Origin of the sequence: Bacillus sp. RCC_6_1 (assembly GCF_041360755.1) — a bacterium.
GTDB classification, from domain to species: Bacteria; Bacillota; Bacilli; order Bacillales; family Bacillaceae_G; genus Bacillus_A; species Bacillus_A cereus.
The window spans coordinates 1-26,668 of sequence record NZ_JBFUPV010000019.1; the positions used below are offsets into that span (position 1 = coordinate 1).

The window sequence follows — 26,668 nt, forward strand, 5'->3', positions numbered from 1 at the left end:
CACCGACAGTGAGCCAACCAGCACCGAGGGTACAAGGAACAGTGCCAACAGTGAGTCAACCAGCACCAGCGGTACAAAGCTCAACACCGACAGTGAGTCAACCAGCACCAGCGGTACAAGGCTCAACACCGACAGCGAGCCAACCAGCACCAGCAGCGGTACAAGGCTCAACACCGACAGCGAGCCAACCAGCACCGAGGGTACAAGAAACAGCGCCAACAGTGAGTCAACCAGCACCAGCGGTACAAGGCTCAACACCGACAGTGAGCCAACCAGCACCAGCGGTACAAGGAACAGCGCCAACAGTGAGTCAACCAGTACCAGCGGTACAAGGAACAGCACCAACAATGGGTCAAAAGAAAGTCGTTCAGCAAGAAAATAAGGTTATTCAAAAGACTGAGATTGTACAAGAGACAGAGGTAATTCAAAGAAATCATGTGAAGCAAGAAACAGAGAGTGCTTTACATGAGAATAATAAACGAACTGTGTTGGAAAGTGAGCATTTAGATGATAACGCAGAAAAAACGCCTAGCGTTCATGAAGATTTATGGTTATAAAGCAATTAAATAAAGGAAAGGTGAGGATCTAATTGAGTTATGAAATACCTAAAGAAATAAAATCACCTATCAAGTTAATTTTTTCGCTGTACGCAAAGGATTTATCCATTATTGGTGTAGGAACATTGTTCCTTTTAAATGTGGGCAGTGAATTTGTTCATAATTGGTTTGCCATTCCCTACTACATCGTAGGGTTTGGCGCTCTGCTTTTTATGGTTATGAGCTCTTCCACCAATCCAGGAAAACGCAACTATGTTGCATTATATTTTTTAATTAAACGTAATAAAACTACTTATCATCCTATTGATGCTAATGCGATAGAAAATGAATCTAAATACTCAAATGAAAATAAGGAGGAAAAGAGAAATGAGTACGGAGCAAAAATTAAATGATGTTGCAGGTGTTCCAACAATAGTTGTACCTGTAATAACAGATGAAGAAAAACCAGAGAAATCTGGTTTTTTTTCTATAAAGAAGAAAGAAAAGAAACCAAAAAAGAAAAAGAATATAAAGAGCGAAAAAAAAGAAAAAAAGCCAAAGGTTCGAGTGCCAAACCAAACTTTAAGCATGCTTCCTTTTGTAAGGTATGAGGGGAATCATATTGTTTTAAAAAATGGCGTTATGGATATTTTACAAATTACTACTACGGACTTAAATACACTGAATGAATCGGACGAAATGCTTATGATCTATCAAAGAGTTAGGTTCATGCGGAGTTATGCATATGATTATAAAGAAGTATCTTTAAATTTTCCTTCTAATACATCTATCCAACAAGAGTATTGGAGAAAAAAAAGAGAAGAAACGCAAGATCCTATTAATCACAAATATATTGATCGTAAATTATTTGAATTGAACTTTTTAGAAGAAAAGAGAACGGATAGGGAGTTTTTCCTATTTATCTATGGTAGTAATAAAGAACAATTATCAGAAAGACGTAGAATGGCAGAGAACCATTTTAAAAATTCTTTTCCACTAGTAAGAATCACAAAAGAAAAGAAAATAGATGTGCTGTGTGTATTAAATAACCAAAATTCTAAATTGTAAGGAGGACTAATCATGGCGTTTGAATTAGCTAATATCATTCCTATGTTAGAAAAAAAGAAGCAAAGGGAAAATAAATCTGAGAAGAAGCAGAAATATGATCTAGAATTTATTGCAAAAATTCAGCCGAGAGGTGGCATAAAGTTTGGTGATAACTTTATAAAAAAAGGAGATGGTTATGAAGCTATTATTCACATAGTGGACTATCCTACAAACGTAGATGCGAAGTGGATGAAAACAATAGCTACAATGAAGAATGTTATAGTGGCTACAGATGGTTCTACAATGGAGAGAAGTGAGTCGGTGACGAATATTAATAAGTCCATGTTAGAACAAAAAATGCGCTTTAGTAATGAAAAACAAGGGATTGCTCAATTGGATGCAGTTCAAAAACATGATGAGTTAACCAAACTATATCATCAAATATCACAATTGGGAGAAGTCATTAAGTTAGCTCAAATTCGTTTATACGTTCATGGAAAAACGATTTTGGAATTAGAAAAGAGTGTTGGGGATGTTTTAACGGAACTAGAGGCACAAAGCTTCAAGGGGACTGTACTTTTAAATGAACAAGAGCATGAGTGGAAAGCTTTGTTTAGCCCGTATGAAGAACAAATTACATACGCTAATAAGAGAGAAGGAAAGGGAATGCCTGGGCTTACATTAGCTGCTGGCCTTCCCTTTCATTATGCACAATTACGTGATCCAAGAGGATCTTATTTAGGTACTACATTTACTGGTGGTAGCGTGTTATTTGATTTGTTTCATAAAGATAAGCAACGTAGATACTATAACGGTGTACTTATTGGAGAAATGGGTTCAGGGAAAAGTACACTTCTTAAAAAGTTGTTTTTAGATAATAAAATTAGAAATAACTTTATTAGGGGATTTGATGTAACAGGAGAATTTGAGACGTTAATTAAAGAAGTAAACGGGCAAATGGTAGCACTTGATGGTACACAAGGTTTAATTAACCCGTTGCAAATTTATCGTTCCAGGATAGACGATGAAGATAAAAAAACAAAGGCAGAAATAGAAAATCATTCTTTCTTACAACATCTTTCTAAGGCAGCTACTTTCTATTGCCTGTTATCTCCACAAGTTACAGATGCAGATATTCAAGAATATAAAAAAGTACTTAGAGAATTCTATGAATCATTAGGGTTCTTAGAGAAAATAAAAACAACAGGTATAACTAATCTAAAAAATGAAGAGTATCCTATCTTCTCACAATTACTTGAATACGTTAAGAAAGAGCTGTATTCGAATGTAGAAGAAAGAATTATTAACCCAACATTATCTCTTTCTAGATCGGCTCGTCTAGAGAAGATTGAATTAGCACTCGATGATATTGTAAATGGGTATGGTCATTTATTTAACGGGCATACAACTTTAGAAGATTTAACAAATGAACAAGTTGTATTCTTCTCTGTAAAATCATTACGTAGTTTGGAGAAAAAAGTTTTCAATGCTCAGATGTATAATGCATTTAGTCTAATTTGGGATCACCTAATTCAAATTGGTGAACCACAACGTAAAGCTGTTTATAAAGAAGGTTTTGACTTTGATCTTATAAGACGTTTATTAGTTATTTTAGATGAATCGCATTTAACGATTAATACTAGTAACCCAATTGCAGTAGACTTTATATTGGAATTTGCACGTGAAGCTCGTAAGTATTTTGGTGGGCTTCTTTTTGCTTCACAATCAATTCGAGATTATGTTTCGGATACAAAAAAAGATGACAGTGAAGTAGCAACTAAGATTAAAACACTATTTGAATTAACGCAGTATAAGTTTGTTTTACAGCAAGATGCCAACTCATTAGATACATTAAGGTATATTTTCCAAGGTCAGTTATCTGAAAGTGAGCTAAGACAAATTCCATTATTACAGCAGGGAGAATGCGTTTTAGCCATTAAAGGTGTACAGAACTTAACAATGACAGTAGAAGCCTCCGAAGATGAAATAATCCTCTTTGAAGGTGGTCTATAGTGAATGGATATTAAAAAAATAATAATTAAAAAGATTTTTTTATGGCTTGGGATTCCTGGTGTTTTAATACTAGGAGTCCTTTTTATTGGGGCCATATCAGCAATATCAATATCTAGTTCTCATAAGTCCTCCAGCGGAAGTGGAGGGGGTTCTGGATTAATTATAGGGGCTGGTTGTAAATTAACAGGACAGGTTGATCGTGCGAAGTTTGATGCCAAAATAAATCAATCTGGAGCGTTTGCTAATCATGCAGATGGATTTATGAAAGCAGCTGAATCAGCAAAGATTGATCCAGTCCTATTAGCAGCAATTGCACTTCATGAAACGGGATACGGGAAGTCAAATGCAGTTGTTAATAAAAATAATCCTGGAGGATTAATGGACCCAAAAACGAACTGGCAAACCTTACAGACCTTCTCAAGTTTGGAGGAAGGGCTTGTATATATGGCAGGGAACTTAAATAGACTTTATATCTCACAAGGACTAACAACTATTGATCAAATTGGTGGAAAATATGCACCAGTAGGGGCAGACAATGATCCTGGTGGGCTTAATAAATATTGGATTCCAACTGTTACAAAAATTGCTCAAGAATTAGGTGGAGCAATGCAATGTGAGGTTGTAGAAGGTGGAGGAGCAGGAGAAATTAAAGTTGATGAAAATATGAAAGGAGACTTTCAATTTCCCTTTGTGGGAATCAATTATGTTGTTACAAGTGATTATGGCGGTCGTTGGGGAACACTTCATGCAGGGATAGACTTAGTGGCGTATCGTGGAGCACCGGTTAGTGCTGTAGGGGATGGAAAAGTTGTGGATGCTCGTTTATCTAGTTCGTATGGAAACATGGTTACAATTCAACATCCTAATGGAGTATTTACACGTTATGCGCACATGGATGGATTAAATGTATCAACTGGACAAGAGGTAAAAAAAGGACAACAGATTGGGATACAAGGAAATACAGGAGACTCAACTGGAACACATCTGCATTTTGAAGCTAGGAGAGGAAATGATTATAAGCAAGGAACTTCTTTTGATCCAAGACAGCTATTGCCATTTCCACCAAGCCAATCTGCCAATCACTAAATAAAAGGAGGCTTTCGCTTGTCTGCATATAGAGTTGGAAGTAATCAAAATAAAATTTACTATGCTATTATGATAGGAATTGTTTTCATTTTAACCGTTTGTTTAACATCAAAAGAGTTTATGTTTAATGACGATCCTATTGTTCAAACTGAATTTAATCGTCCGTTACCTGGGTTGAATTATACTACTGTTTATCTAAAAAAGTGGGAGTACAACCCAGATAAAGACATAATGCAAGTTCACCTTAAAACAGGAGAAAAAAGTGGAACGTATGTAAGTACAAAATTATCTTTTACAGCTAAACAAAAAGGAAATGCTAAAGAACTACCAACGAAAGTTGTGTTTAATCAAGGGGATATGTATGTTATCCAAATCAGTGAAGTGCCAAAAGAATATAAGGTCATAGGTTTATTTGTAAATGAAAAAGCAGAGATTGATTCATTTGAAAGTAGTACAACTATCGAAGGTGGAACAATTCAAAAAGAAGAAAATAATAATCTAAAAGAAAAGAAAATTGTTTTAACAGGGGATTATCGAAAGATAAAAACAAACAAAGAACTATTAAGAAAAAATGCTAATGAGTATGCTCAAGATGAAACGGAAGAAGAGTTACAATCTGTAAAGATAGAAATAAAAAATGTAAAGAAAACAATCCCATTACAAGATGAATTATCAGATAAAATTGTAAATGAGATTGAAAGGATTGAAGCAAATAAGGCATATCAAACTGAGGAGGAAAAAGAAAAAAGTGAATCAGAAATTCAAAAAAGAAAGCTTCAAATAGAACAATATAAAAAGAGAAAATTAGAGCTAGAAAGCAAAATAAAAGAGCTAGAAGCAAAAGAGAAAAATCTTCAGAAGAAATTAGAAGATCAGCGTAAAAAGTTTAATCTAGCAGAATGAAATTAAAAGATTTTAGAAGTTAGATAGAAGTATAAATATTACGAATATAATTATCTGATAATTTTTTGATTGTATTAAAAAGTTATCAGATAATTTTTTTTTGCCATTATAAAGATTTTTGTGGTTCAAAATAGATTGGAAAAATTACATTGAAACTACATTGGATAGTACATTGAAAATACATTGAAATCACACTGAAACTACATTGAATTTCTCTTTCTCATGATATCACGTTTTTGTTAGGCTCTGCCTAACCTGTCACCTTCGGTGATAGCAAAAAACCCTTATGCTCTTGCAATTAAAATTACTAATTTGGAGGTTTCCCCTATGGATGTGTTAATCCGTGATCTTGATGCTAGTTTAGTGAAACGAATTGACGAACAAGCAAAGGCAAAAAAGATTTCTAGACAAGAATTTTTGCATAGATACATTAGCAATCTTGCAGTACTAGAAGATATGAAAGATATGCAAGATAAATTTACAGAACTACAAAAGCAAAACATGATCCTCATAAAACAAAATTCACAAACCATGAATCGTATGTTGCGAGTTATTGAAGAGATTGAATTGGAAAATGAATAAATAAAAATATTGAAAGGGGTTTAAATATGTCTAAGAAAAAGATAGATAAGATTTATTATTTAAACGAAAATACGGTGGCATATATAAAAGAATATGCAGAGGAAAAAGGAATCAAGCCTAGCCATGCACTAGAAAGAATTATTGCTGAACATCAAAACCAAAATCATGATTTATTAGAACAAATTAAAGGAGCAGTTAAAGAAGTTGTTCATGAAGATTTAGGGAGAATTAGAGCTGGTACAAATCTAGCTGATAAACATACAAGGATGTTATTACAATTTGCAAATCACTATTTTACAGTGAATAAATTTGAACGATTGGCTACAACAAATCAGTTTATGTCTAAAGGCATGGTACAAGCAGAAGAGTTTGTTAAAGACCAAATTTCAAATGCTCGGATGAAAAAGTTAGAAAGACAAAAAGGAACAAGTGATTCAAATTAGGGAGGTAATATATGAATACGCCTGGTGTAGTAATTAAAAGTCAATTTGTATATTCCAAAAATGATTTTAGTAAAAATCAAGATAAAGAATTCGGGGATTATATTGATTATATCGGAAGAAAAGATGCTATTGAAAAAGAAAGAAATGAATTTAGTTCCTATCAAGATTATATGGGGAATGAGGAAAAAACGTCTTCGCTTTTTACAAAAGAGGAAGACGTAGTTTCATTAGATGGTAAGAATAGATTAAAAGAAGCCTTTAAAAAGGCTCAAAATAATAAAAGTGTTTTATGGCAGGATGTAATTAGTTTTAACAATGAATGGCTAGAGAAACACGGTATTTATGATTCAAAAACCAAAACGTTAGATGAAGAGAAATTAAAAGATGTAACAAGAAAAGCAATGGATGTTATGACGACAAAAGAACGATTACGTGATACAGCAATTTGGTCAGCAGCCATTCATTATAATACGGATAATATTCATGTTCATGTAGCAATGGTCGAACCTGTACCGAGTGCTGGAAGGATAATTTCAAAAGGCAGATTTAAAGGAATGCATCGAGGAAAAAGAAAACAAAAATCAATTGATGCAATGAAATCAAAAGTAGTAAATAGCATTATGGATCGTAGCGAAGAGTACAAAAAAATTAATGATTTAATACGAAATAAAATTGTTAAAAGTAAAAAAGATGTGCAGCTTTCTGAAAAAAGAAAAATGAAAAAGTTGTTTGTCGAAATTATGAAAGAGCTACCTGAAGATAAAAAACAGTGGCAGTATAACTATAATTCTATTAGCCATGTAAGGGATAAGATAGATCAATTAAGTGATATGTACATAGAGAAATACCATAAGAAAGAGTTTAAAGAATTAAAAGAGAAATTAGAAGAAGAAATGAAGATTATGAAAGAAGCTTATGGAGGGAGTGAAGAAGATAAAAAACGTTATAGTCAATTTGGTGATACAAAGGTTAATGATTTATATACTAGATTGGGGAACGCTGTCTTAAAAGAAATGAAGCAGGTAGCAAAAGAACAACAACAAGCTAAATTTCAAAAGAAGAAAAATATTTTTTCTCGTGGTAAACGTATACGATCTGGTTTTAAACAACGTACCAACATTATGAGAAGCTTAAAAAATATGAACTATCATATGAATAATGAATATGAAAAATGGAAGAACCAGCGACAATATGAACAATTGCAAGAACAAATTGAAAATGGATACGAGAGATAAAAATGAGAGTTTATTGGGAGTATAGTGAGAGGGAAGTACCTGTTTTTAAAGATATAATTATATTATGAGGTTTAAACTAATAATTTCTTTTAAATAAATTAGAAGGAGAAATATAATGTTAGCTTTCTTTAAAAACAAGAATGTTAAGGACGATGTTTATTTAACAAGTGGTTATGATTCTGTTGTAAAAAAACTAAAACATTATCCAGAAGTAAAAAATAAGTTAGATTCATTTTCAGAAGAGATTTTATTTGAATTAGGATACAGTGTTCTTATGGATGCAATTCTTAACATAAGAAATTTATCCTATGGAGAAGATACTTTACTTGGGAAAAATTTTGCTTCATGGATGTACTTTATTAGTAATGCTGTTCATAATATTCCAGCTAAATTAAAAGAAAAAGAAGTTAGTCATTTAAAAGAAGAGTTAGTACAAACCATTATGACGCTATACTCTTTAAAAGAATCTCAAATAGATAAAAGTTATATAGTGATTTCAACAACAAATATTGATTTGTTTTTAAGAAAATATAGTTAAGTAGGAGACTTTTAATATAAAAGTCTCCTTTTTATATGGAAAATATAATTTTATCTTTCTTAAAAAATAAGATTGTTAAGGACAATATTTTTTATTGTAATAGAATTTGAATTTTGTACAAAAGCTTTACTATAAACACCGTTCAAAAGGGGATTATCTAATGAAAAATAGAAGGTTTTTTATAAAATTGTCATGTGTTATAGCACTTTCTATGGTAGGAGGATGCACTAGTTTTAACATATCTAATAAAGAATCAACAGTACAAAATTCTGTTGGGACTAAATCACAATTACCAAAAGAAAGCGACTATTCAAATTCAAGATTCAAGGCAATAGAGCTTGATAAATATACACTTGTTTTAATTGATAAACAAACAAAAGTTCAATATTTAAAAGTGGTTCGAAATGCAGGATTTGATGGTGGATTAGATATTGTACCTTTGTTTCAAGCGAATGGTAAACCATATGTAGGTGACGAAGTAAAAAATAATCGTTTTTCCACAAAAAAATTAGATGATCATACTTTTATTATCACTGATGAAGAAACAAAAGTTCAATATTTAAAAGTAGTTCGAAATGCAGGAATGGATGGTGGAGTTGTAATAGAACCTTTATTAAATCCAGAAGGGGGATTACTTACAACTCAATAAAAAGGAGAATGGCCATGAAGTTTTTATTAGTTAGATGTATTAAAGATGTTGTTATTATAGGTAGAAATACAGATGGAACTCCAGATCATTGTTTTATTAAAGGAAAAGAATACGATATGTGTTTGGATGAACGAAAAAATGAATGTTTCACTTTGAATGAAGTTAAAGAAATGCACTTTCTTAGTTATAAAAATGATTGGTATTTCGATGAAAATTTTGAATTTGTGAAACCTTTAAAAGATGAGGACTTTGAGCGTAATGAAATTAGGTTGCAAAGATTGCGAAAGATGGCTAAAGAGAAAAACAACTATAAGGAATAGAAACTATAAGACTAAACCAAAGTGTTATTTATTTAAGTTCATTAGAAGATAGGGATTTATCCTGGGATTAAATATAAAAGAAAGGGTGAATTGAATATGAGGATCTTCATGAAGAATGGTGATATTACAAGATATGATAGTAAAGTTGATGTAATAGTTAATGCATGGAATAGAAACTTTTTACCACGTTATTTTTTAAATGAAGCTGGTGTTTCAAAAGCAATTAGGAAAAAGGCAGGTCATGAACCATTTAAACAATTGAAAAAAGAAGGTCTATTAAAGCTAGGTGAGGCGGTTATTACTTCATCTGGCTTTTTAAATTGCAAAGCATTAATTCATGTAGCTGGTATTAATGCTTTGTGGAAAGCAACAGAGTATTCAATTAGGCGGTCAATTTATAACGCATTACAATTAGTAATCAAGAAAAAATATAGTTCGGTTGCAATGCCGATTATAGGTAGCGGTACAGGAGGATTAAAAAAAGAAAAATGTTTAGCGATTATTAAAGATGAATGTAAGAAGTTTATTCATCATGAAGTGGATGTATATATTGTAGATTTTTGTACCTCGTAGTCGATCTATTAGTTTAACAAGTAAGAATTGAAAGGAGGTGAATAAGTGAATAATTGGTTATTTGCGTTATGCATGGTAGCTGTTGCATGTGTTTTAAATGTAATTGTTTCTTTTTTTATTAAAGGGGGTAGGTTACTTAAGAAAAATCGGAAGAAAAATAGAAAGGGAAAGGCACATAGAGCATGATTTTCGATGATATGCATTGGAACATTCTAATAATTATAGCGCTAATTTTTATAGTAATTTTTTCTTTGTATTATGTATCTAATTTAATAGTTAGATTTACTACATGGTTATTTTTAAATGGAAATACAATGAAGAGAATCGCAATAAATACAGAAGAATTGGATAATCTGTCTCAAAAATTTTATTCTGGTTTTGGTGAAAAGGAAGACATAGTAACGTGGAATGAAATTTTGTATAAAATGCAAAATGAGTTAATACGAGTAAGAAGTCATACAATAAATACTCATGAATTAAAATTTTTAGCAAAAATAGAAGAAATACAAATGCAGTATATCTACTATAAGGGAGTATTCAAAAATTACCTGGTTATATATCATCCTGATCATAAAGATTTAAAACATATCGTAGATCCTTTGGAATATAAGATTGAGATGTTTAAGGAAATGGCATATAGCCTATTATATGAATCAGTAATATTTCTGAATCAATCTAAGACCATTGATGCTAAAGAGTTGATTAAAAAAATTTCTGGAATTATTGATTTAGACAGTAGTAATAAACGTGCGATTATGACAAGGCTTCATTCAGAAGCTTACCCAATACACGAGTTAGCAAAAATCTTGTGTGAAGTTCGAAAGCATTTACCTAGTAGTGGAATTGAGTCATGGCATGAAACATTGGTTTTTTGTTTATCCGGATTATATGGGGATATTTAAAGAGTAAAAAAGGTAAATTTACACTTTTACACTTGTGTAAAAGTGTAAAGGTGATATAATAATTTTATCAATAAATTGGGGGTTTTAGCATGGAAAACAAAAAATCAATTGATTTTTTATCGGGTTATAAATGGAAAGGGAAAGAGAGAGAACAAATTATCAAGGAAATGGAACTTGAAGATTACGAACAAAAATATCTAGATCAAGCAATGAAAGAGTTAGCGGCAGAAGAAAAATATACTGGATACGATTTGGATAGAAGAATACTTTTACTAATTGATATGCATGAAGATGAAGATGATTTTGATGAAAATGATGTTGTTTATATCAGATAAAGGAATAGGTGAATCAAATGGAAATATATAATTCAGGCGATATTGTAAGGGTGTTTTATCCTTTTAAATCAAAAGCATTAAGTAACGATAATGAGGAACAGACAGGAAAAAGAAGATTCGGTCTTATTATAAATGCTGGGAATAACAGAACGCTAGCTTTACCAATTCTTCAAATAACTTCGCATGGAGGAAGAACAGAGCAAACTAATTATAAGTTGAGAGCAGATGAAATTAAAGTTCCAGAAAGTGTTACATATTACAAACGTTCTGCTCAAGGAAAAGTTCCTGTATATGGAGTAATCAAGACTGAAAGAATTGAGTTTTTTGATGATGATGAAATATCAAGGCCATTAACTAGCGTAGGTTTAGATACAAAAATTGCTGTACTTAACAATTATAAAGAGCTTTTGAAAAAGAGGAACTTTGTAGAAGTTTTAAACGAAGAATCACCAGGTCATATGGAGGCAATGAAATGTTTTGAACGTGCAATTATCGCTGAAAAGTTAAGTTTTTTAACTACAGATCTAGGGGAATGCAAATATGAGCATATGGAAGATAAAGTACTTAAAATAAATAAAATACAACCATTAGGGAAATCAGATACAAATAAAAGAATCCATTTCTACGCTGTTGAATTAACAGATGAAGAAAACATGGATTCTTTTTTTTATAGCATCGCAACAATGAAGCAGCCTAAACAGGTGGCCAGAGAATGGGGAAAGCCAAAAACAGCTGTTGATTGGTTAAAAGAAGATGAAAGGTTTTATAATTTACAAAAAGATATTAGTAAGGTGTTTAAAGATCTACCTAATCCACACCCTAATAAATATAAAGCTTTTTCCTTATTCCGAAAAAATATGTTAGAAAATGCTATGGAAAGATAAAGGGAATTTAATACCACGTTAAGTCTAGAGCAACTGATAGAGTTGGTCTTTTTTTATTATTTCTTTTTAAAAAGGAGGTGTAGACTTGCTTCTCATAGATGTTTCACCTTATATGTATTTTTACAGCATAATATTATTTGTGCTGTTGATGCTTTATAAGGTAATGCAAAAGCGTAAAGTGAAAAATATATTCTTAAAGTCAGGGATCAGAGACGTTGATCAAATGGATGGACGACAATTTGAATTCTTTCTTGATGCTATATTTACAAAGCTGGGATATAAGGCAGCTGTCACGAACAGTAGTCATGATTTTGGGGCAGATCTAATATTTGAAGGTGAAAATAAAGTTGTTATTCAAGCGAAACGATATGGTTTTAAGAACAGAGTAGGAATTAAAGCTATACAAGAAATTTATGCAGCTAAAGCCTTCTATAAAGCTAATGAAGCATGGGTAATCACAAATAGTACATATACATCATCAGCAAAACAGTTAGCAAGAGCATGTGATGTGAAATTACTGGATAGATCATCTTTACAAGAATTTATTGTACAAGTAAATCCAGAACAGAAGCCAGCAGATATAAGAAAATCAGTAGAACCAGCAACAAGAAAGTGTCCGAAATGCGGAAAGGTATTGGTATCTCGGACTCATGATGGACGAATGTTCTTAGGGTGTTCATCATTTCCACAATGCAGACACACTGAAAAAGTGGCAAATTAATACTCGGGGGTATTAGAATGGGACGACTTTGTTTGTTAGAAGAAATTACACCAAAAGAAATGGTATTTTCCACGAGAGGCGAGAAAGTTTCAATACCAATTGGAGATTTTGCAATTGATCACCTTGAGCAACAATTAACAGCAGGTGAACCAATTATGTTAGAAATAGATATTGAAAAGAAAAGATTAGTAGGTTTTCATGAACAAATAATTCATCATGAGAGAGAAATAGAAAATATAGCCCTTTTAAGAGCGGATAATCCATTTGCAGGGGGGCAAAAGTAATGGCAAAGGCAACTTATAAGAAAAAGACACCAGAGCAGCAGAAAGCAGAAGTAGCAGCTTTAACAGAGAACATGGATAAAGCCATAGAGGGACATTTTTTTTCACCAGAAAATCTAAGGGAATACCTTCAATTTATGGCACAATTTTATCAATACTCGTCAAATAATGTCTCCTTAATTCAAAATCAGTTTAGAGGGGCAAGTGCCGTAGGTTCATTTAAATTTTGGAAGGATAAAGGTTATTCGGTCCAAAAAGGTGAGAAAGGTATTAAAATTCTAACTCCATGCCCTGTTAAAGGACGTTTTCAAGATGCAGAAGGAAATTGGAAGCTTTTAAAGGAAGCAAAACCAGATGAAAAAAAGAAAATAAAAAGTAAAGAGTTTAAAAGTTATCCAGATTATATGAAGTACTCTATAGGGCATGTTTATGATATTAGTCAAACAAATGCCCCAGCTAGTGATTTACCTAAAATTTTTCCCAATAGATGGCTAGATGGAAAGGTAGATAATTATGAGGTATTTCAAAAGGGATTAGAGAAAGTGGCAGATCATATTGGTGTTAAAATACAACCATGTAGAACAGATTTAGGGGCTGCAAAAGGCGTATTTTATCCGATGGAGAACGCTATAGAGTTAAATCATCGTAATTCAGAAGTGCAAAATGCTACAACACTTATACATGAATTAGCTCATGCTAAGCTTCATTCTGGAATGAAAGTCTTTAATATTGAAACACATGAAGCAGAATTTCAAGCAGAAATGGTATCCTATGCCGTTTCTGCTTATTTTGGTTTGGGTGGCGGAGATAAAGAAGAGAAGAGTCTTCAATATATCTATAACTGGACGAAAGATCAAACTTTAGATAATAAAGAAAAATTATTAAAAGAGGTCCGAGCAGCTAGTGTGGAATTTATTGAAATCATTGAGAAAGAGCTTGTAAAAGCTAAAGAAATAGAAGCAGAGCGTATAAATGACCAAGCAGGTAATAAAGTATACTTAGTACGTTATGAGGGGATAGACAACGCTAGAATTGAGGAAATGGGGAAGGAGCAATTTGTAAACTGGTCAATAACAAATGAGTTTGCTCCAGAAATGTTTAAAGATAAACATGATCTTCTAATTAAACGTTTTAATGGAAAGAATAAAGAAAAATTCTTTGCGATCAACGAAGAGGATTGGCCGACTACACAAAATAATGTCAAACGTCCTCTAATGTTGGTAAAGTGGTCTGAACATCATCAGCTCTCTGGTAATTCAGCTATGCCTTTTGGACAGGCAAATGAATTAATTTCAAGATTAGAAAAAGAAGTGCAGCTGGATAAAGAGGCAGGAAGGGAAGAACTAGGTTATTATAAGACACGTTACAATGTGCTAGTTCCACAAGAAGATAAAGTTTCTATTATTAATCCCCAACGATATGATATTGGGGATTATTTTTATTCTGGACCAATGGAACAAATGGTGAAGGATCAGGAACAGTATGGAATTCAGTACTTAACAGATGATCAAAGAAGTATTTTATTAAATGAAATTGTATACCATAACGAATACTCAAAATTAGATGTTAAAGAGGATTTAAAACATGGCCAGTTAGAACGGGAAAAACGAGAACTGGAGTTTTCTAGATAAATTAAAAATAGCAGGGTGATTAGATGTGTGAAGGAAAAGAAGATATAAGAATTCCGTTAGATTATGATGAAATTGGGGAATGTGATCTTTGCGAAAAAGAAAGTCGTTACTTAAAACATGGTTATGATAACTTTGGTGTACATGTCATAAATCATTGTATGTTTGGTTGCAATAATGAAAAAAGTACTTTTCACAACTCTAAATGTGATATTGAAAAAGAACTGAAGCTAAATAATAAACATTTATAGTAATGGTCCCTTTCCTTTATAGGTAAGGGACCATTTTTTATTTATAAAAATGAGAGTTTTATGGGAGTATTTTGATAGCCATGTGATCGGCATCATACGTAATGTCGAGTTAAAATTAATTGATGTATAAAAATGTTAGATGAAAATAGAAGTTAATACAATTTGAATTTTATAGGAAAGTAGGGATGAAAATGGAACTATATTATTGGGAAAAACAACTTATTTTATATACAAAAGGACATTTTAAACGTATTGATTACAAAAATGATATAAAACTATTTACTGCTAAATTATATGGTTTGGGTTTAGAGGATGTAGGGATACAAAATGTTTTGCATATGGTATTAGATGTATACAATACATTGTGTGAGAACGGATTTATTAACTTTAATTTAAAAACGTTTATTTTCTCCCTTTTAAGGGAATCCTCTTTTAAAAGTGAACCACATAAGATTGATGAGTATGTCATTTTACATAAACTGTTAGCAGAAATTCAAGGTATTCCTGTTTTGAGCAAAGGATTAGATTTGGGAGAAGCCGATAATGAATTGTTAGAAAAAATAATAGCAGATCAATAAATATTTTATTTAATAGATTGCTATAGTATTTGAATTTTGTCGAGAAGGGGGATGGAAAGAATGTCAACTAAGTACACGGCTTTACGTGGAAAGGTAGTTATTAAAGAAGAGTATAAAGGGTTAATTAATTTGATTAATAATGGAAAATGGGAAGATGCAGTTATCCAATATCCATTTTTAAAAGATAATTATGCAATTGAAGGGAGTAAACTGATTCCGTTTAGTAAAAATACTATTAATGATTTAACTAATCTAGAGTCAAGCGGAAGTCTATATGGAGAATTAGATTTAGAAGCAGATCCTAGTTATTGGGCAGAGGATAAAAGTTATTTCACGGATTTACAAGGGTTAGAGTGGAGTTTTATTACCTGTGTAAGAGATTATCCAGACAGAAAACAGTTTAATAAAACACCAATTGCTTCCTTTATTGATATGGTTTTAACGAAAGTAGTCGATCGTATTATACGAGTGGAAGAATACTACCAAGAATGGGACTATGAATCCGTAGGATATGAGTTTGATAAAACAGTTGTAAATAAGATCGTAGGAACATCAAGATATAGTTATATCTGTAACAAGTGTGAAAGACCTATTTATATGTGTGATGGAGAATGCTAAAGGATTAGGCATTATTTTATAGATTGTAATCAAATTTTAATTTTATTAAGCAATGAGGTGACGACAGATGGATAATGAAAAAAATAAAACGGTAAGTTGCGAATGTAAAAGTTGTGAGTGTGATTTTTTGGCGATAACTGGGACCAAAGAATTCGAATTGAAAATTTGTTATAGATGTTTTCTGAACGGAATGGCAGAATCATATTTAGCTAGACAAAAACGAGTAATGGACGAAGAACAGTATAAATAGTCTAACCAAATTTGAATACAATAAGGAGATAGAAAATGAAAATAAAGAATGAATTAATTCCAAAATTAGATGGGGTTATAGCTATATTTGTAGGGGTACTTATTACTAGCGGTGCATTAGCTGGTTTATGTAGAGTAGTTACTTATAAAACAATTGAAAAGATTAGTGGCGTTACTTTTAGTTTATCAGTAATTATAATAGCTCTTATGATACTTTATCAAGATAAAAAGAAATAAATTGAAATGCTTGAAGCCGTGTTGTCCTGAATGTGAATAACCTCTTTATTTTGAACATATTTTCAGTTGATACAACCAAGAGTTTGTATAAGCCAAATAGACATTTTTCTTTAATTAAAATGATTTAAAGATAGACTTTCACTTATGTTAGTGAAGGTCTATTTTTATTTATGAATAAAAATGAGAGTTTTACGGGAGTTTTTGGCTAGTTAATTGGTCGGCAGCATGGGAAATGAAGAGTTAACCTAGTAGTATGGTAAAACAAAAAAATTTAGAGAAGGGGGAGGGTATATATGAGCCTTACACCAAAAGAAAAGATTTTACAACGGATTGCAGAGAAAGAAATTCATATTAAAGAGAGTTTTATACATTCGGTTCTCTCCGTAGAAATGGGTGGTCTAACAGGCTATCAATTTGGTGGAGATAGTCAGAGCGACAAAGGGGAAAAATATAGTGGAGTTATTACGATACCAAAATTTAGTGATGCAAATGACACTGTACAAGTTATTGATTTAGCTTGGGCATTAGCAGGTTATGAGTTATATATATGCCAGAAAAAAAGAGTGAAAATAATAGCTGAATTGTTAGGAAATCAATCGTATTTTTATCAAAAAATACTATGGGAAAAGGCAGAGGAAATATGCGTACAGGAAGGTTTTATGGATGCTAGACCTAAGTGGCAAATAGAAAATCTTAAGGGTCTATTTAAAATAGAAGGTTCGGAGAGAAAAAAGAAAAATCCAGAAGAAAAACAAAGATTTCGATATGAATTTGAATACCGGAAAAATTTGTTGTTACAAAAGGCTAAAGCAGAATCTTTTTCATTAGGAAAAGAAATTCCAAGAGTAGCGAGCTTTATTGTTAAATCATATGTACGAGTTTTATTCATACTACTGTTTTGTGCGCTTTTAGATAAAGCAGCTCTCTCCGTTCCTATTATTAAGGGTCTAGGGAATTGTACACTTCCAGAATTGGTATTAGGGGCTTCACGAATCACTTTTGCATTTTTAATATTTAACTCCATTTGGATGCTTATTAAGAAGAGATGCTGGATTTAGGAAGGGAGAACATTATATGGAAAACATAGTGCAAATTGAAGAAAATCCATTTGCTTTTATAGAAGGATGTATTAATGCTTTCTTCTTAGTATTCCCCTTTTGGCTAGTAGTATTTTTAGTCGTTTATTGGAATTTGTTTTAAACCTCTAATTGATAATAATTAAATTTAAATGTAAACAGGAGTGAATTATGATGAAAGAATTATTTGTCTGTGAAAAACCGTCGCAAGCGGAGGATTATGCAAAAGCCTTAAGTGGTGGTTCTACAAGAAAGAATGGTTATTATGAAGGCAATGATGGACGGATATATACATATGCATTTGGTCATTTAGTTGAATGTGTAAATCCAGATCAGATTAATCCTGATTTTGGTTGGAAGGGTGATCCATCAAATTTACCATTTTTTTTAAGGGATATTCCTTTACAAGTAAAGGATGATGCAGGAGTTAGAAAACAGTATAAGATTGTTGTTGATTTGATGAAGCAAGCAGAATTAATATATTGCTCAACAGATGCTGGGAGAGAGGGACAGCATATATTTTCTAAAATTTTCAAGAAAGGAAATATCGGCAATAAAAAAGTAATGCGACTTTGGGTCCGTGATCAAACGGAGAGTGGTATTAAGAAAGCTTTTCAAGAGGCAAAAGATAATAGTGAGTATGCTGGTCTAGTTCTTGCTGGTAAGCTTCGTGAAGAGAGTGACATGTTAATTGGTTTAAATGCAACGCAATTGCTTACGAAATTAAGTAATAGCCCTTCTGTCTTATCTCTTGGACGAGTACAAACACCTACATTGGCTATGATTGTAAAAAGGGACTATATAATTGAAAACTTTAAAAAGGTAAAACACTTTACCATTGTTGCTCCGGTAATGAATTTAGGAAAGGATTCAACAAAATTATTTGAAATGGTATTAGAAAAGGACGAGCAGCTGACACAAGGGGATGCACAAGCTAGATTAGATGTGCTGGGGAATCGTACAGGCTACTCGGTTAAATCGGAACGAGTAAAGGAAAAACCTCGTAAGCTCTTTAGTTTAACGTCCTTACAGGTATATATGAACAAAAAAGTAGGATGGAGTGCATCAAAAACATTAGAAGTATTACAAAAATTATATGATAAAAAATTTGTATCGTATCCACGTACCAGCAGTGAATATCTAGCAAATGATGAAGAGTTACCAGGACTATTAGCGTGTCATTCGTCAAATGAATGGGTTAAATCGATTATTGATAATGGATGGGAAATTGAACAAACATTTGTAGATCCAAGCAAAGTATCAGACCATGAAGCAGTTATTATTACCACTGAAAAACCTAATAATCTAGTTTCAGATGAAAGAAAGCTATATGATGAAATTTTCTTACGTTTTGTAAGTGCATTTTATCCTCCAGCAGTATTTGAGAAAGTAACAGCATCTTTTCAAGATGGCCCAGAAACATTTAAATCAACCGAGAAAGTGTTAAGAGAACAAGGTTGGTTAGTCTTAGAAAATAAAGAAGTTCAAGAAAGCGTATTACAAAAAACTACTTTAGATATTATTGGAGATTACTCTTTAAAAGAGAAAGAAACTAAGCCGCCAGCTAGGTATAGTGAAGGTACAATACTTGAAGACATGGAGAAGGCTGGGAAGTATGTTGAAAGTAAAGAAAGTAAGGCAATACTAAAAGCTGCAGAAGGTGTAGGTACTCCAGCAACGAGGGCACAAATTCTTGAGACATTAAAAAAACGAAATTTTATTGAAGAAAAAGGAAAGCACTTGATCTCAACAAAATTAGGTAGAACAGTTATTATGATGATGCCACCGTCATTCTGCTTATATAGTGCGGAATTAACAGCAGAATTTGAGACTTCTTTAGCTCAAATAGAACGAAATGAGAAAACAGAGCAAGAGTTTTATGATGATTTAGAGAACTTAATTGGTCGTATAGCCGCTGAAATTAGGGCAAACATCAAGAATGTACAAGGTGCAGTAAAAGCAGCTACAGCTAGAGAGGTTATTGCAAAATGTCCGAAATGTGGAAAGCCAATCTATGAAAATACTAAGTCATTCTCATGTAGTGGATATAAAGAGGGATGCAAGGTAGCTTTATGGAAAAATGGACTAGAGAAATTGGGTAAAAAAAATATAACAAAAAATGAAGCGGCAAAGCTTTTATCTGGCCAAGTAATTAAAGTTAAATTAAAAAGCGCAAATACAGGTAATCCATATAGTAAAGAAGTTAAGTTTAACCTAGAAAAGTGTTGGATTGAATTTGCTAAATAATTAGGAAAAGGGGATCTCTTAAATTTAAAGATATCCCTATTTCTATCGTTAATTTGGAGGAGAAGATTAATGAGTGGCAATGAAAACATTATTTTTAAGAATCCATTTAAAGGAAGCTTCCGTATAAATTCACAGGATGTTTATACCTGGGAACAGAGAAATTTAGTGTTTTGTAGTAATTGCAATAAGATTTCGGATGCTTTTGAGCTAGAAACGGGAAGACATAAATACTGCTGTCCTATTTGTAAGAAAAGAATAATTAAACATTTTAAAAAAGCAACTTATATTACTAAAGTGTACGGGAAGGTTTTTGATTATCAGGATAAGATAGTATATAGTTGCGCATTTTACCATCATATTTTAAAGTTTCATTTTAACAGCAGAAAGATGCAAAAAATGTCTTTGTTATATAAATACAATGTTACTCATAACAAGAAGACCAAACATACTTATTTAGTAAGAAAAGCTAAAAATCCTAAAAACAATAGAATTGCAAATTTGACATTTGGATGTATTCCTAAAGAATGGGCTTTTATTTTTGAACATTTACAGTATATGCAGCAAGATCCAGCTTGCAATGAATTTATGGAGGCTCTTTTGCCTTCATGGTTAATGCAAAAGCAGTCTCTAGGTTTAAGTGATTTTCCGTTGTTTATAATGTATCCGCAGTTAACTGCGTTACCTATAGATTTCGCTTTAAATAGTAAATTTCGTAATGAATTTAAAAAAGCAAAAGAAAAGAGAAAACAGCTTTTAGAGGTTGGATACAAACAAGAAAAAATATTAGAGTGGTTAACTGAGGAATCATCTACAAAAAAAGAGCGGAAATATATAGCTGATAACCCCAAAATGCTATTTTTATATAAGTTTACCTTGTCAATATTTAGAAATGTGGATATTAGACAGTACTTCTTACGAGAATTTGAGAAGGTTATGCGTAATGGTGGTTACGGGATGTTTATTGAGGGTATGTTTAAAAAGAGGTATTTAAAGGAATTTTTAGATCTGAAAATGTATTTTTCGAGTGAAAAGCAATATGCAAATGCTCTTATTGATTTTATGAATGATATAGTAACAGGCTATTACCATAGCCCATCAGAATTCTTTACAATAGTGAAAGATATTTTCAAAATGAAGAAGAAATTAATTAAAGAAATTTCTGATTATCAAACTCCCAAATTTAGAAGTATTGGCTCTTTTCATGATCAATTAGCTAGAGATTATAGAAAAATTAAGGAAAAGTATATAGAAATACAATACACCGATGAAGAACAGAGAAAATTAGAAATGGAAACAGATACACATAAATTAGTATTAGCTAAGAGTAATCACCAATTAGTAGATGTAGGATCTCGGTTAGGGATTTGTGTTGGGTCTTATGCGGATGCTGCTATAAACAAAAAATTATTCATTGTTTTGGTAGAGGATAAAGTAGAAGATAAAATTACTCATTGCTTGGAAATTAATTATGATCGTAAGTGGAAAATTGTACAAGCAAAAGCAAAGTATAATGATTGTCCTTCAGAAGAGGTTACTAGAATGCTTATAAGTTATTGTAAGAGAAAGAAAATTTTAATAGACACTTATGATATTCGAATGGAGTTAGCAAGCTAATAAGGAGTTCAGATAATATGAAATATGTACTAGAAGGTGCTAAAAAGCTTTGGTGGAAATGTAGGACTGTTTGTCTAATGATAGTGTGTTTTTGGTTAATGATGTTTTTAATAGCTGGTGAACATTTTTTTTAAAGTTTTATAGAGGTTACTAAAAATGAGCTTTCAAATTAATTTGTAAGAGTTTTTAATAATGAATGTAATACCATAGGGTTTAATGGATGTAAAACCTCGTATATGGAATATAAGAGGGGTATATTTTGAAATGATTTTAAAAATAAGAAAGATCCCCATTTAAAGTAAGAAATTTAACTTGAATGGGGATCTTTCTATTTTGGTGTATTTAATGTTATTTGAAGTTTTTCTAATCCCATAGCATACAATTTTCCCAGAATGATATGAGAATCCAATTATAGAAAACTTTTTAACAAAAATAAAAAACTCATATTTTACCTTCTGCCTTATTTTTTTCTATCTCGTTCTTTGCTTGCTGTATTAAAATACTGTTAGCAATAATACCTCCAACAGATAAAAGCATAATTACAGGTGTAATAATAATAGCGAACCGCACATAAATTACAAAAGGCGAAAATTCTTTTAGGTATTGTAAACCAATATCTATGATTAAAAACGTTATTGAAGAAAGCATAAAAAGAATAACCATTAACATTCTATCTCTATAAATTCCATCAAGTCTTTCCATGATTTTTAAATTCCTTGCTGTATTATTAATTTATTATAAAATATTAATTATTAAATAAAAAATAATTATTTGGATAAATGAAGCTAATAGCATTTTATTTAGATTGAGCAGCATAAAGCTGAACCTCCCTAATCGTTGATTTTAAATTACAGTTTGGGCAATTTTACAGTTTTATTTTTTAAGAGTATAATAGTTGTATACAATGGGTTAAAGGACAAGAAGAGTCTTGTCCTTTACAATATACTTCAACACCTGGAATGTGAGGGTAGGATCTCGCATTCTATTTTTTTGTTTTGGAAACCTTTTATGGGGTCATTAGTTTGCATAATGTCGTCTCACATAATCAGATGCAATTTCCTCTAGACAGCTGTTAATATCACGTTTTTGAGCAGCATATAATTGTAATTGACGTTTAGCGTATTCACGTTCTTTAGGTGCAAATTGTTTCATCATTGAAATGATATTTTCACTTTCAAAAATGAAGTGTTTCTTGTTAAAAATAATTACAATTACATCGTTTTTTACAGGGTGTTCGCTAAAGAATTTTGGGAAAAACGGATCGGACTCTGTACTAATTAACATTGTTTGCATAGTTTTACACTCCTTTTATTTGTGTAGGCATATGGCTTTATGCCTACCTCTATTATAACACTTTTACACTTTTACACAAGTGTAAAAGTGTAAAAATAAACTTTAAGTGGATTTTTTTAAGCGTAAAAAACAAAGAAGAAGCATAACTTTGCATTTATGCAAAGTTATGCTTCCTCATTTCTGAACTATGATAAGGAATTCCTTATAAGAGCTATTTTATTCTACTGCAATATATCCCAAAGAGTCTATGGGCTTAGAATTATCAACTTTTTTCATTTCCTCATGGCAATGGATTTTATATAATTCTGAAACTCTTTTAAACTGATATAACTCACACATCATTGAAATGACTTGTTCAGCATCAATATTTTCTCGTGGACCTGTCTTTTTTGTTAACTGTTCAATAGCAAAGTTATATTTTTTAATAAATTCCTCTTGGTTAAATTTTTCCTCGTGAAATAGATAATAATCATTCCTATTGTTATATAACCCTTGTGCTATGCTATAAAAGTTCATTTTTATGACTCCCTTCTTGTATATATAAAAGAATAACATACCTTGACTGCAATAAAGCTAACTCCCTTTATGATTTCTTACATATTAAAATATTAATTAGTTACTAGATAATCCAAAAGTTTATCTAGTAAGCCAGTGCTAGTAATATAGTACATTATTAAGGGAAATTCTATTAAAATTAATGTACGTAAAACGAAAGCATTGAACTTATCAATATCTGATTGGAAAAATAAAGCATTACCCCAAATTAGACCTAGTACAGATATCATAACTAGGAATAGTTGTAGGATTCCAGGCAAATCTATTATTCCCTTCAATGTTGAATTCATTTAATAAAGTACTCTTCTTTTGAAATGCCATTAAGTTCTGCGATAAAGCAAATTTGTACTGGTATTTTATGATTAGATATAAGTTCAAGCTCAAATTTTGTATCATTTATCCATTTTAAAGTTGAAAAATCTGTTGAATAACCCATTGTTCTAAAGGAAAAGGAATACTCATTAAATGTTATTAAGTTTTTTTCTTTATTGATTTCCGCAATGTTTAAATCTTGAGTATTGACTAAAATAGTTTTGGTTAAAGGTCCAACAGTTATAGATGTTGTGACATTATCTTGATGTTTTTTTATACATTCAATTATTTGTAAAGCACGGTTACAGCTAATATCCTTTTGCATATTGTTTATTTTTTCAAACATCATGCCACTTCCTTTTATTGGTTTCTTTATAAGCTCATATGTGCAAGGACCACGTTTGTTTGTACTGGAATCTCTTCTATTTCATTAGAAATTTTAAAGGAAACCTCGCCTTCTTTTAGCCCTCTAACGGTTTGAATCTTTTGATTCTCTTCATGTGTTATTTCCGATAAATATAGCTTGTTCTGGTAGGCAAATAGATCTTTATGAGTATTGTTTCGGTTAATATATATACTACCTACCTTTTCGCAATTTTCATATTTGATGTATTTTGTAATAGCATCTAAAGCTTTTATTAACTCGGTTGAGTTAAACTTAGGGAATATATTTAAAAACTTTTCTTTTAGGTCAATAGATACATCAACGGTAATGTATCTATTGACTATATTAAATCCCATCTTTTCTTCGGAGGACTCTGGTTTTTTTAATCTAGATAGCCTTTTAAAAAACTTATCTACTACCTTGCAAAAATCCTTTTCTGTTAGTTTATGTTGATCTAAGTTCATTTCTAATTCTAATCTAATATAGCTCATGTTTTCCTCCAATAATGGTAAGCATTTTGTAATTGACAACCAGTCATTACAAGTTTTTATTCTGTTGTAATACCTATAAACATTGATAAGTTCCCTGTTATTTTTTCACCTACTCGTAAGAATAGCCCAGCGGCTTCACCACCAATTAGGTGTGAACCAATTAATAGTTTACCTGTGTAGTCACCATCCCAGGTATCAATTGTACAATCAGGCATTTCTATATATTTTTGATAGATTTTATGCTGCTGATCATAGTAAGGTGTTTTATCTGCGGCTACTTCTTTCCCTTGATTGATGATTGAAACACCGCCTCCTTCTCTTCCAAAAGTTGCTTTTTTCACATAGTCTATATTATTTTCTTCAAATCTGTCTTTTGAGAAGTAAGTTGGTAAGAAGTACTTTTCGATAATGGCATGTTCCTGTTCTGTAAACCATTGATTTTGCTCATGGAGTTGCCAAATCAATGCTAAGACACCTTTATTTTGAATAAGAAAGGCAGAAGGGGGATTAATGATTTTTACTCTCCCCTGTGCAATATGATCTAAAAACATAAGCCCAATTCGTTTTCCACTTGAATCCTTATCATCTAATAAGTACTCTAATGGATACAGGCGATATAAATATTCAATTTTAATTCCATCTGGTGTATATAGCCCATCGTCCTTTACAACAATACTTTGTATGCCTACATAATCATTTGGTTGTGGACAATGCTGCTGAATAAATTTTACTGTTTGAAAATCTTCTTCATGCCAATCATAGCTAGTAAAGTGTATAAGGTCATTGGGCCTTAACTGATAGTCAGCTATAATTTTATTCCATGCTTTATGCAGTTTCTCTTCTAAGCAGTTTGGATTTATAACATTGTGATGATCGCATAATACTTGATTTGCTACAGACGGTTCTAAATAGCCAGTTGGGGTATCTGCATTAATTTCTATTAGTTTGATTTCGCCATTGGTAACGATAAAGTCAAATCTAGTGAAATAAGAGAATAAACCTTCATAATGTGTTCTAGCTACTTCCCATAATTCTGTAGGTAATTTTAATTGCAAGAATCCCTCATAGCTTTCTAATAAGTATTCATAAATCCGCTGGAAGATTGTTTTTACTAAATCTGTCGCCTTTATAATATCATAATATTCCTCTTTTTTGATTTTCTTTATGCTTGTAGACATGTATTGACACCATTCATTGTTCTCTAATAAGCTCGGCCAAGTAAAACGATGCATACTAGCTTGTTCAGATAAAGTAAACCATTTTTTCATATAGTCCTGTTGTTGTTGTTCGTTTAACATTCTTTTACCTCCTATAAATTAAGATCCAGCTGGGGCTTTTGCATTTCCGATTCCGCTTGAACCACTAGATACTTTACTTGATGTGGATGGTTTTGATGGCTGATTAGGATTATTTGTTTTAGGTGTTGATGTGTTATTGTTATTTGCACTATCCTTATTTAGATTCACTTTATCATTTGTGTCATTTTTATTTGTAGAAGGAGGGGTGTTCGTTGAATTATTCTTATTTGAGTTCCCTTTATTACTTGCACCTCCACCACTTGTAACGGCACTTGTATTTGAACCTCGCCCTTTATCTTGTTCCTTTGGAGCTTCTGGTGTAGGTCTTTGTGTCATTGGGGGCCTATATGTATGATTGTTATTATTATTGATATGCCCAGGATTTTTTTTATTTAGTGAATTGGCTAACATCATTCCAGCAGCCCCAGCAGCAAAAGGAACTAAAGCAGAACTCCAACCATTATCATGTTCAATACTAGGGTTATCCTGTTTATCTTTGTTATTAGCATGGTTTACGGGTCCCTCTTTGGGAATCTCTTCAAAACACTCATTTCCATTTTCATCTACTTGATTAGAAGAACACTGTTTTTGAGATCCTACATCATTAGTTGTGTCTTGATCGGTTGCAAGCGAATTGCTCTCATCAATATCACTTACACATCCTGTTAATAATGCAGTTGATATACCAAGATTGGCAGCTATTTTCATAAATTTTTTATTGCTCATTTTCATTAAAAAAGAACCTCCTATATAAAATTTTTATGTCTTTATAGCAATTATAAACTTTT

34 protein-coding genes and 1 pseudogene are annotated in these 26,668 nt (G+C 31.8%); 28 read left to right on the top strand and 7 right to left on the bottom strand.

The genetic code is table 11. The features are described 5' to 3' along the window. The 28 genes and pseudogenes from AB6801_RS28265 to AB6801_RS28400 form a co-directional block, all read left to right on the top strand. Nucleotides 1–557 (top strand): annotated as a pseudogene (locus AB6801_RS28265) (hypothetical protein); the annotation flags it as partial. Nucleotides 558–589: 32 nt separating this feature from the next. Beyond that, nucleotides 590–949 (top strand): DUF5592 family protein, encoded by a 360-nt coding sequence (locus AB6801_RS28270; RefSeq protein WP_000119567.1) that lies wholly within the window; start codon nucleotides 590–592, stop codon nucleotides 947–949. Next, nucleotides 924–1,604 carry a hypothetical protein gene (locus AB6801_RS28275; protein ID WP_370941260.1) on the top strand — a complete coding sequence of 227 codons (681 nt, stop codon included), beginning with the start codon at nucleotides 924–926 and terminating at the stop codon, nucleotides 1,602–1,604. The genes AB6801_RS28270 and AB6801_RS28275 overlap by 26 nt, the downstream gene beginning before the upstream one ends. A gap of 12 nt (nucleotides 1,605–1,616) precedes the next feature. Beyond that, nucleotides 1,617–3,596 carry a VirB4 family type IV secretion system protein gene (locus AB6801_RS28280; protein ID WP_370941261.1) on the top strand — a complete coding sequence of 660 codons (1,980 nt, stop codon included), beginning with the start codon at nucleotides 1,617–1,619 and terminating at the stop codon, nucleotides 3,594–3,596. Nucleotides 3,597–3,599: 3 nt separating this feature from the next. Further along, the gene (locus tag AB6801_RS28285; RefSeq protein WP_370941262.1) at nucleotides 3,600–4,682 is read left to right on the top strand and encodes a peptidoglycan DD-metalloendopeptidase family protein; all 1,083 of its coding nucleotides are present in this window, start codon (nucleotides 3,600–3,602) and stop codon (nucleotides 4,680–4,682) included. An 18-nt stretch (nucleotides 4,683–4,700) separates the two neighbouring features. Next, entirely contained in the window at nucleotides 4,701–5,585 is an 885-nt protein-coding gene (locus AB6801_RS28290) for a hypothetical protein (protein WP_370941263.1), read from the top strand. 327 nt (nucleotides 5,586–5,912) lie between these two features. Then, a complete protein-coding gene (locus AB6801_RS28295) occupies nucleotides 5,913–6,167 on the top strand; it encodes a hypothetical protein (protein ID WP_098769968.1) in 255 nt (84 codons plus the stop codon). Between the two features lie 26 nt (nucleotides 6,168–6,193). Further along, on the top strand, nucleotides 6,194–6,610 hold the full coding sequence (locus tag AB6801_RS28300) for a hypothetical protein (protein ID WP_370941264.1): 417 nt from the start codon (nucleotides 6,194–6,196) through the stop codon (nucleotides 6,608–6,610). An 11-nt stretch (nucleotides 6,611–6,621) separates the two neighbouring features. Beyond that, nucleotides 6,622–7,845, top strand: coding sequence for a MobP2 family relaxase (mobP2, locus tag AB6801_RS28305; protein ID WP_370941265.1), 1,224 nt, complete (start codon nucleotides 6,622–6,624; stop codon nucleotides 7,843–7,845). A gap of 115 nt (nucleotides 7,846–7,960) precedes the next feature. Continuing rightward, nucleotides 7,961–8,383 (top strand): hypothetical protein, encoded by a 423-nt coding sequence (locus AB6801_RS28310; RefSeq protein ID WP_370941266.1) that lies wholly within the window; start codon nucleotides 7,961–7,963, stop codon nucleotides 8,381–8,383. 160 nt (nucleotides 8,384–8,543) lie between these two features. Beyond that, on the top strand, nucleotides 8,544–9,032 hold the full coding sequence (locus AB6801_RS28315) for a hypothetical protein (protein WP_370941267.1): 489 nt from the start codon (nucleotides 8,544–8,546) through the stop codon (nucleotides 9,030–9,032). Between the two features lie 14 nt (nucleotides 9,033–9,046). Beyond that, nucleotides 9,047–9,352: a hypothetical protein gene (locus AB6801_RS28320; protein WP_370941268.1), complete on the top strand. Its 306-nt coding sequence runs from the start codon at nucleotides 9,047–9,049 to the stop codon at nucleotides 9,350–9,352. Nucleotides 9,353–9,448: 96 nt separating this feature from the next. Then, nucleotides 9,449–9,925 carry a macro domain-containing protein gene (locus AB6801_RS28325; RefSeq protein ID WP_370941269.1) on the top strand — a complete coding sequence of 159 codons (477 nt, stop codon included), beginning with the start codon at nucleotides 9,449–9,451 and terminating at the stop codon, nucleotides 9,923–9,925. Nucleotides 9,926–9,970: 45 nt separating this feature from the next. Then, entirely contained in the window at nucleotides 9,971–10,111 is a 141-nt protein-coding gene (locus AB6801_RS28330; RefSeq protein WP_158080535.1) for a hypothetical protein, read from the top strand. Nucleotides 10,112–10,239: 128 nt separating this feature from the next. Further along, entirely contained in the window at nucleotides 10,240–10,827 is a 588-nt protein-coding gene (locus AB6801_RS28335; protein ID WP_370941270.1) for a hypothetical protein, read from the top strand. An 89-nt stretch (nucleotides 10,828–10,916) separates the two neighbouring features. Continuing rightward, entirely contained in the window at nucleotides 10,917–11,162 is a 246-nt protein-coding gene (locus AB6801_RS28340) for a hypothetical protein (protein WP_370941271.1), read from the top strand. Nucleotides 11,163–11,179: 17 nt separating this feature from the next. Next, nucleotides 11,180–12,046, top strand: a complete 867-nt coding sequence (locus AB6801_RS28345) for a hypothetical protein (RefSeq protein ID WP_370941272.1) — start codon at nucleotides 11,180–11,182, stop codon at nucleotides 12,044–12,046. Nucleotides 12,047–12,158: 112 nt separating this feature from the next. Then, the gene (locus tag AB6801_RS28350; protein WP_370941339.1) at nucleotides 12,159–12,767 is read left to right on the top strand and encodes a restriction endonuclease; all 609 of its coding nucleotides are present in this window, start codon (nucleotides 12,159–12,161) and stop codon (nucleotides 12,765–12,767) included. Between the two features lie 17 nt (nucleotides 12,768–12,784). Beyond that, nucleotides 12,785–13,051 carry a hypothetical protein gene (locus tag AB6801_RS28355; RefSeq protein WP_370941273.1) on the top strand — a complete coding sequence of 89 codons (267 nt, stop codon included), beginning with the start codon at nucleotides 12,785–12,787 and terminating at the stop codon, nucleotides 13,049–13,051. Beyond that, a complete protein-coding gene (locus AB6801_RS28360; RefSeq protein WP_370941274.1) occupies nucleotides 13,051–14,679 on the top strand; it encodes an LPD25 domain-containing protein in 1,629 nt (542 codons plus the stop codon). The genes AB6801_RS28355 and AB6801_RS28360 overlap by 1 nt, the downstream gene beginning before the upstream one ends. A 23-nt stretch (nucleotides 14,680–14,702) precedes the next feature. Further along, nucleotides 14,703–14,927: a hypothetical protein gene (locus tag AB6801_RS28365; protein WP_370941275.1), complete on the top strand. Its 225-nt coding sequence runs from the start codon at nucleotides 14,703–14,705 to the stop codon at nucleotides 14,925–14,927. 191 nt (nucleotides 14,928–15,118) lie between these two features. After that, the gene (locus tag AB6801_RS28370; RefSeq protein WP_370941276.1) at nucleotides 15,119–15,505 is read left to right on the top strand and encodes a hypothetical protein; all 387 of its coding nucleotides are present in this window, start codon (nucleotides 15,119–15,121) and stop codon (nucleotides 15,503–15,505) included. Nucleotides 15,506–15,565: 60 nt separating this feature from the next. Further along, on the top strand, nucleotides 15,566–16,123 hold the full coding sequence (locus AB6801_RS28375; protein WP_370941277.1) for a hypothetical protein: 558 nt from the start codon (nucleotides 15,566–15,568) through the stop codon (nucleotides 16,121–16,123). A gap of 285 nt (nucleotides 16,124–16,408) precedes the next feature. Continuing rightward, nucleotides 16,409–16,609 (top strand): hypothetical protein, encoded by a 201-nt coding sequence (locus AB6801_RS28380; protein WP_370941278.1) that lies wholly within the window; start codon nucleotides 16,409–16,411, stop codon nucleotides 16,607–16,609. A 293-nt stretch (nucleotides 16,610–16,902) separates the two neighbouring features. Next, nucleotides 16,903–17,667 carry a hypothetical protein gene (locus AB6801_RS28385; RefSeq protein WP_370941279.1) on the top strand — a complete coding sequence of 255 codons (765 nt, stop codon included), beginning with the start codon at nucleotides 16,903–16,905 and terminating at the stop codon, nucleotides 17,665–17,667. A 16-nt stretch (nucleotides 17,668–17,683) separates the two neighbouring features. Then, on the top strand, nucleotides 17,684–17,809 hold the full coding sequence (locus AB6801_RS28390) for a hypothetical protein (RefSeq protein ID WP_000428055.1): 126 nt from the start codon (nucleotides 17,684–17,686) through the stop codon (nucleotides 17,807–17,809). A 50-nt stretch (nucleotides 17,810–17,859) separates the two neighbouring features. Beyond that, nucleotides 17,860–19,932, top strand: coding sequence for a DNA topoisomerase (locus tag AB6801_RS28395; RefSeq protein ID WP_370941280.1), 2,073 nt, complete (start codon nucleotides 17,860–17,862; stop codon nucleotides 19,930–19,932). 69 nt (nucleotides 19,933–20,001) lie between these two features. Then, nucleotides 20,002–21,546 carry a PcfJ domain-containing protein gene (locus AB6801_RS28400; protein ID WP_370941281.1) on the top strand — a complete coding sequence of 515 codons (1,545 nt, stop codon included), beginning with the start codon at nucleotides 20,002–20,004 and terminating at the stop codon, nucleotides 21,544–21,546. Nucleotides 21,547–21,987: 441 nt separating this feature from the next. Here AB6801_RS28400 and AB6801_RS28405 read toward each other — a convergent pair whose 3' ends face one another. The 7 genes from AB6801_RS28405 to AB6801_RS28435 form a co-directional block, all read right to left on the bottom strand. Then, on the bottom strand, nucleotides 21,988–22,248 hold the full coding sequence (locus AB6801_RS28405) for a hypothetical protein (RefSeq protein WP_370941282.1): 261 nt from the start codon (nucleotides 22,246–22,248) through the stop codon (nucleotides 21,988–21,990). A 315-nt stretch (nucleotides 22,249–22,563) separates the two neighbouring features. Continuing rightward, on the bottom strand, nucleotides 22,564–22,839 hold the full coding sequence (locus AB6801_RS28410; protein WP_317460915.1) for a hypothetical protein: 276 nt from the start codon (nucleotides 22,837–22,839) through the stop codon (nucleotides 22,564–22,566). Between the two features lie 216 nt (nucleotides 22,840–23,055). Further along, nucleotides 23,056–23,355 carry a hypothetical protein gene (locus AB6801_RS28415; protein ID WP_370941283.1) on the bottom strand — a complete coding sequence of 100 codons (300 nt, stop codon included), beginning with the start codon at nucleotides 23,353–23,355 and terminating at the stop codon, nucleotides 23,056–23,058. Between the two features lie 325 nt (nucleotides 23,356–23,680). Beyond that, nucleotides 23,681–24,052, bottom strand: coding sequence for a hypothetical protein (locus tag AB6801_RS28420; RefSeq protein ID WP_370941284.1), 372 nt, complete (start codon nucleotides 24,050–24,052; stop codon nucleotides 23,681–23,683). Between the two features lie 26 nt (nucleotides 24,053–24,078). Then, nucleotides 24,079–24,582: a hypothetical protein gene (locus AB6801_RS28425; RefSeq protein WP_370941285.1), complete on the bottom strand. Its 504-nt coding sequence runs from the start codon at nucleotides 24,580–24,582 to the stop codon at nucleotides 24,079–24,081. Nucleotides 24,583–24,638: 56 nt separating this feature from the next. Then, entirely contained in the window at nucleotides 24,639–25,880 is a 1,242-nt protein-coding gene (locus AB6801_RS28430) for a glutathionylspermidine synthase family protein (protein WP_370941286.1), read from the bottom strand. Between the two features lie 18 nt (nucleotides 25,881–25,898). Beyond that, nucleotides 25,899–26,612 carry a hypothetical protein gene (locus AB6801_RS28435; RefSeq protein WP_370941287.1) on the bottom strand — a complete coding sequence of 238 codons (714 nt, stop codon included), beginning with the start codon at nucleotides 26,610–26,612 and terminating at the stop codon, nucleotides 25,899–25,901. Between the last annotated feature and the right edge of the window lie 56 nt (nucleotides 26,613–26,668).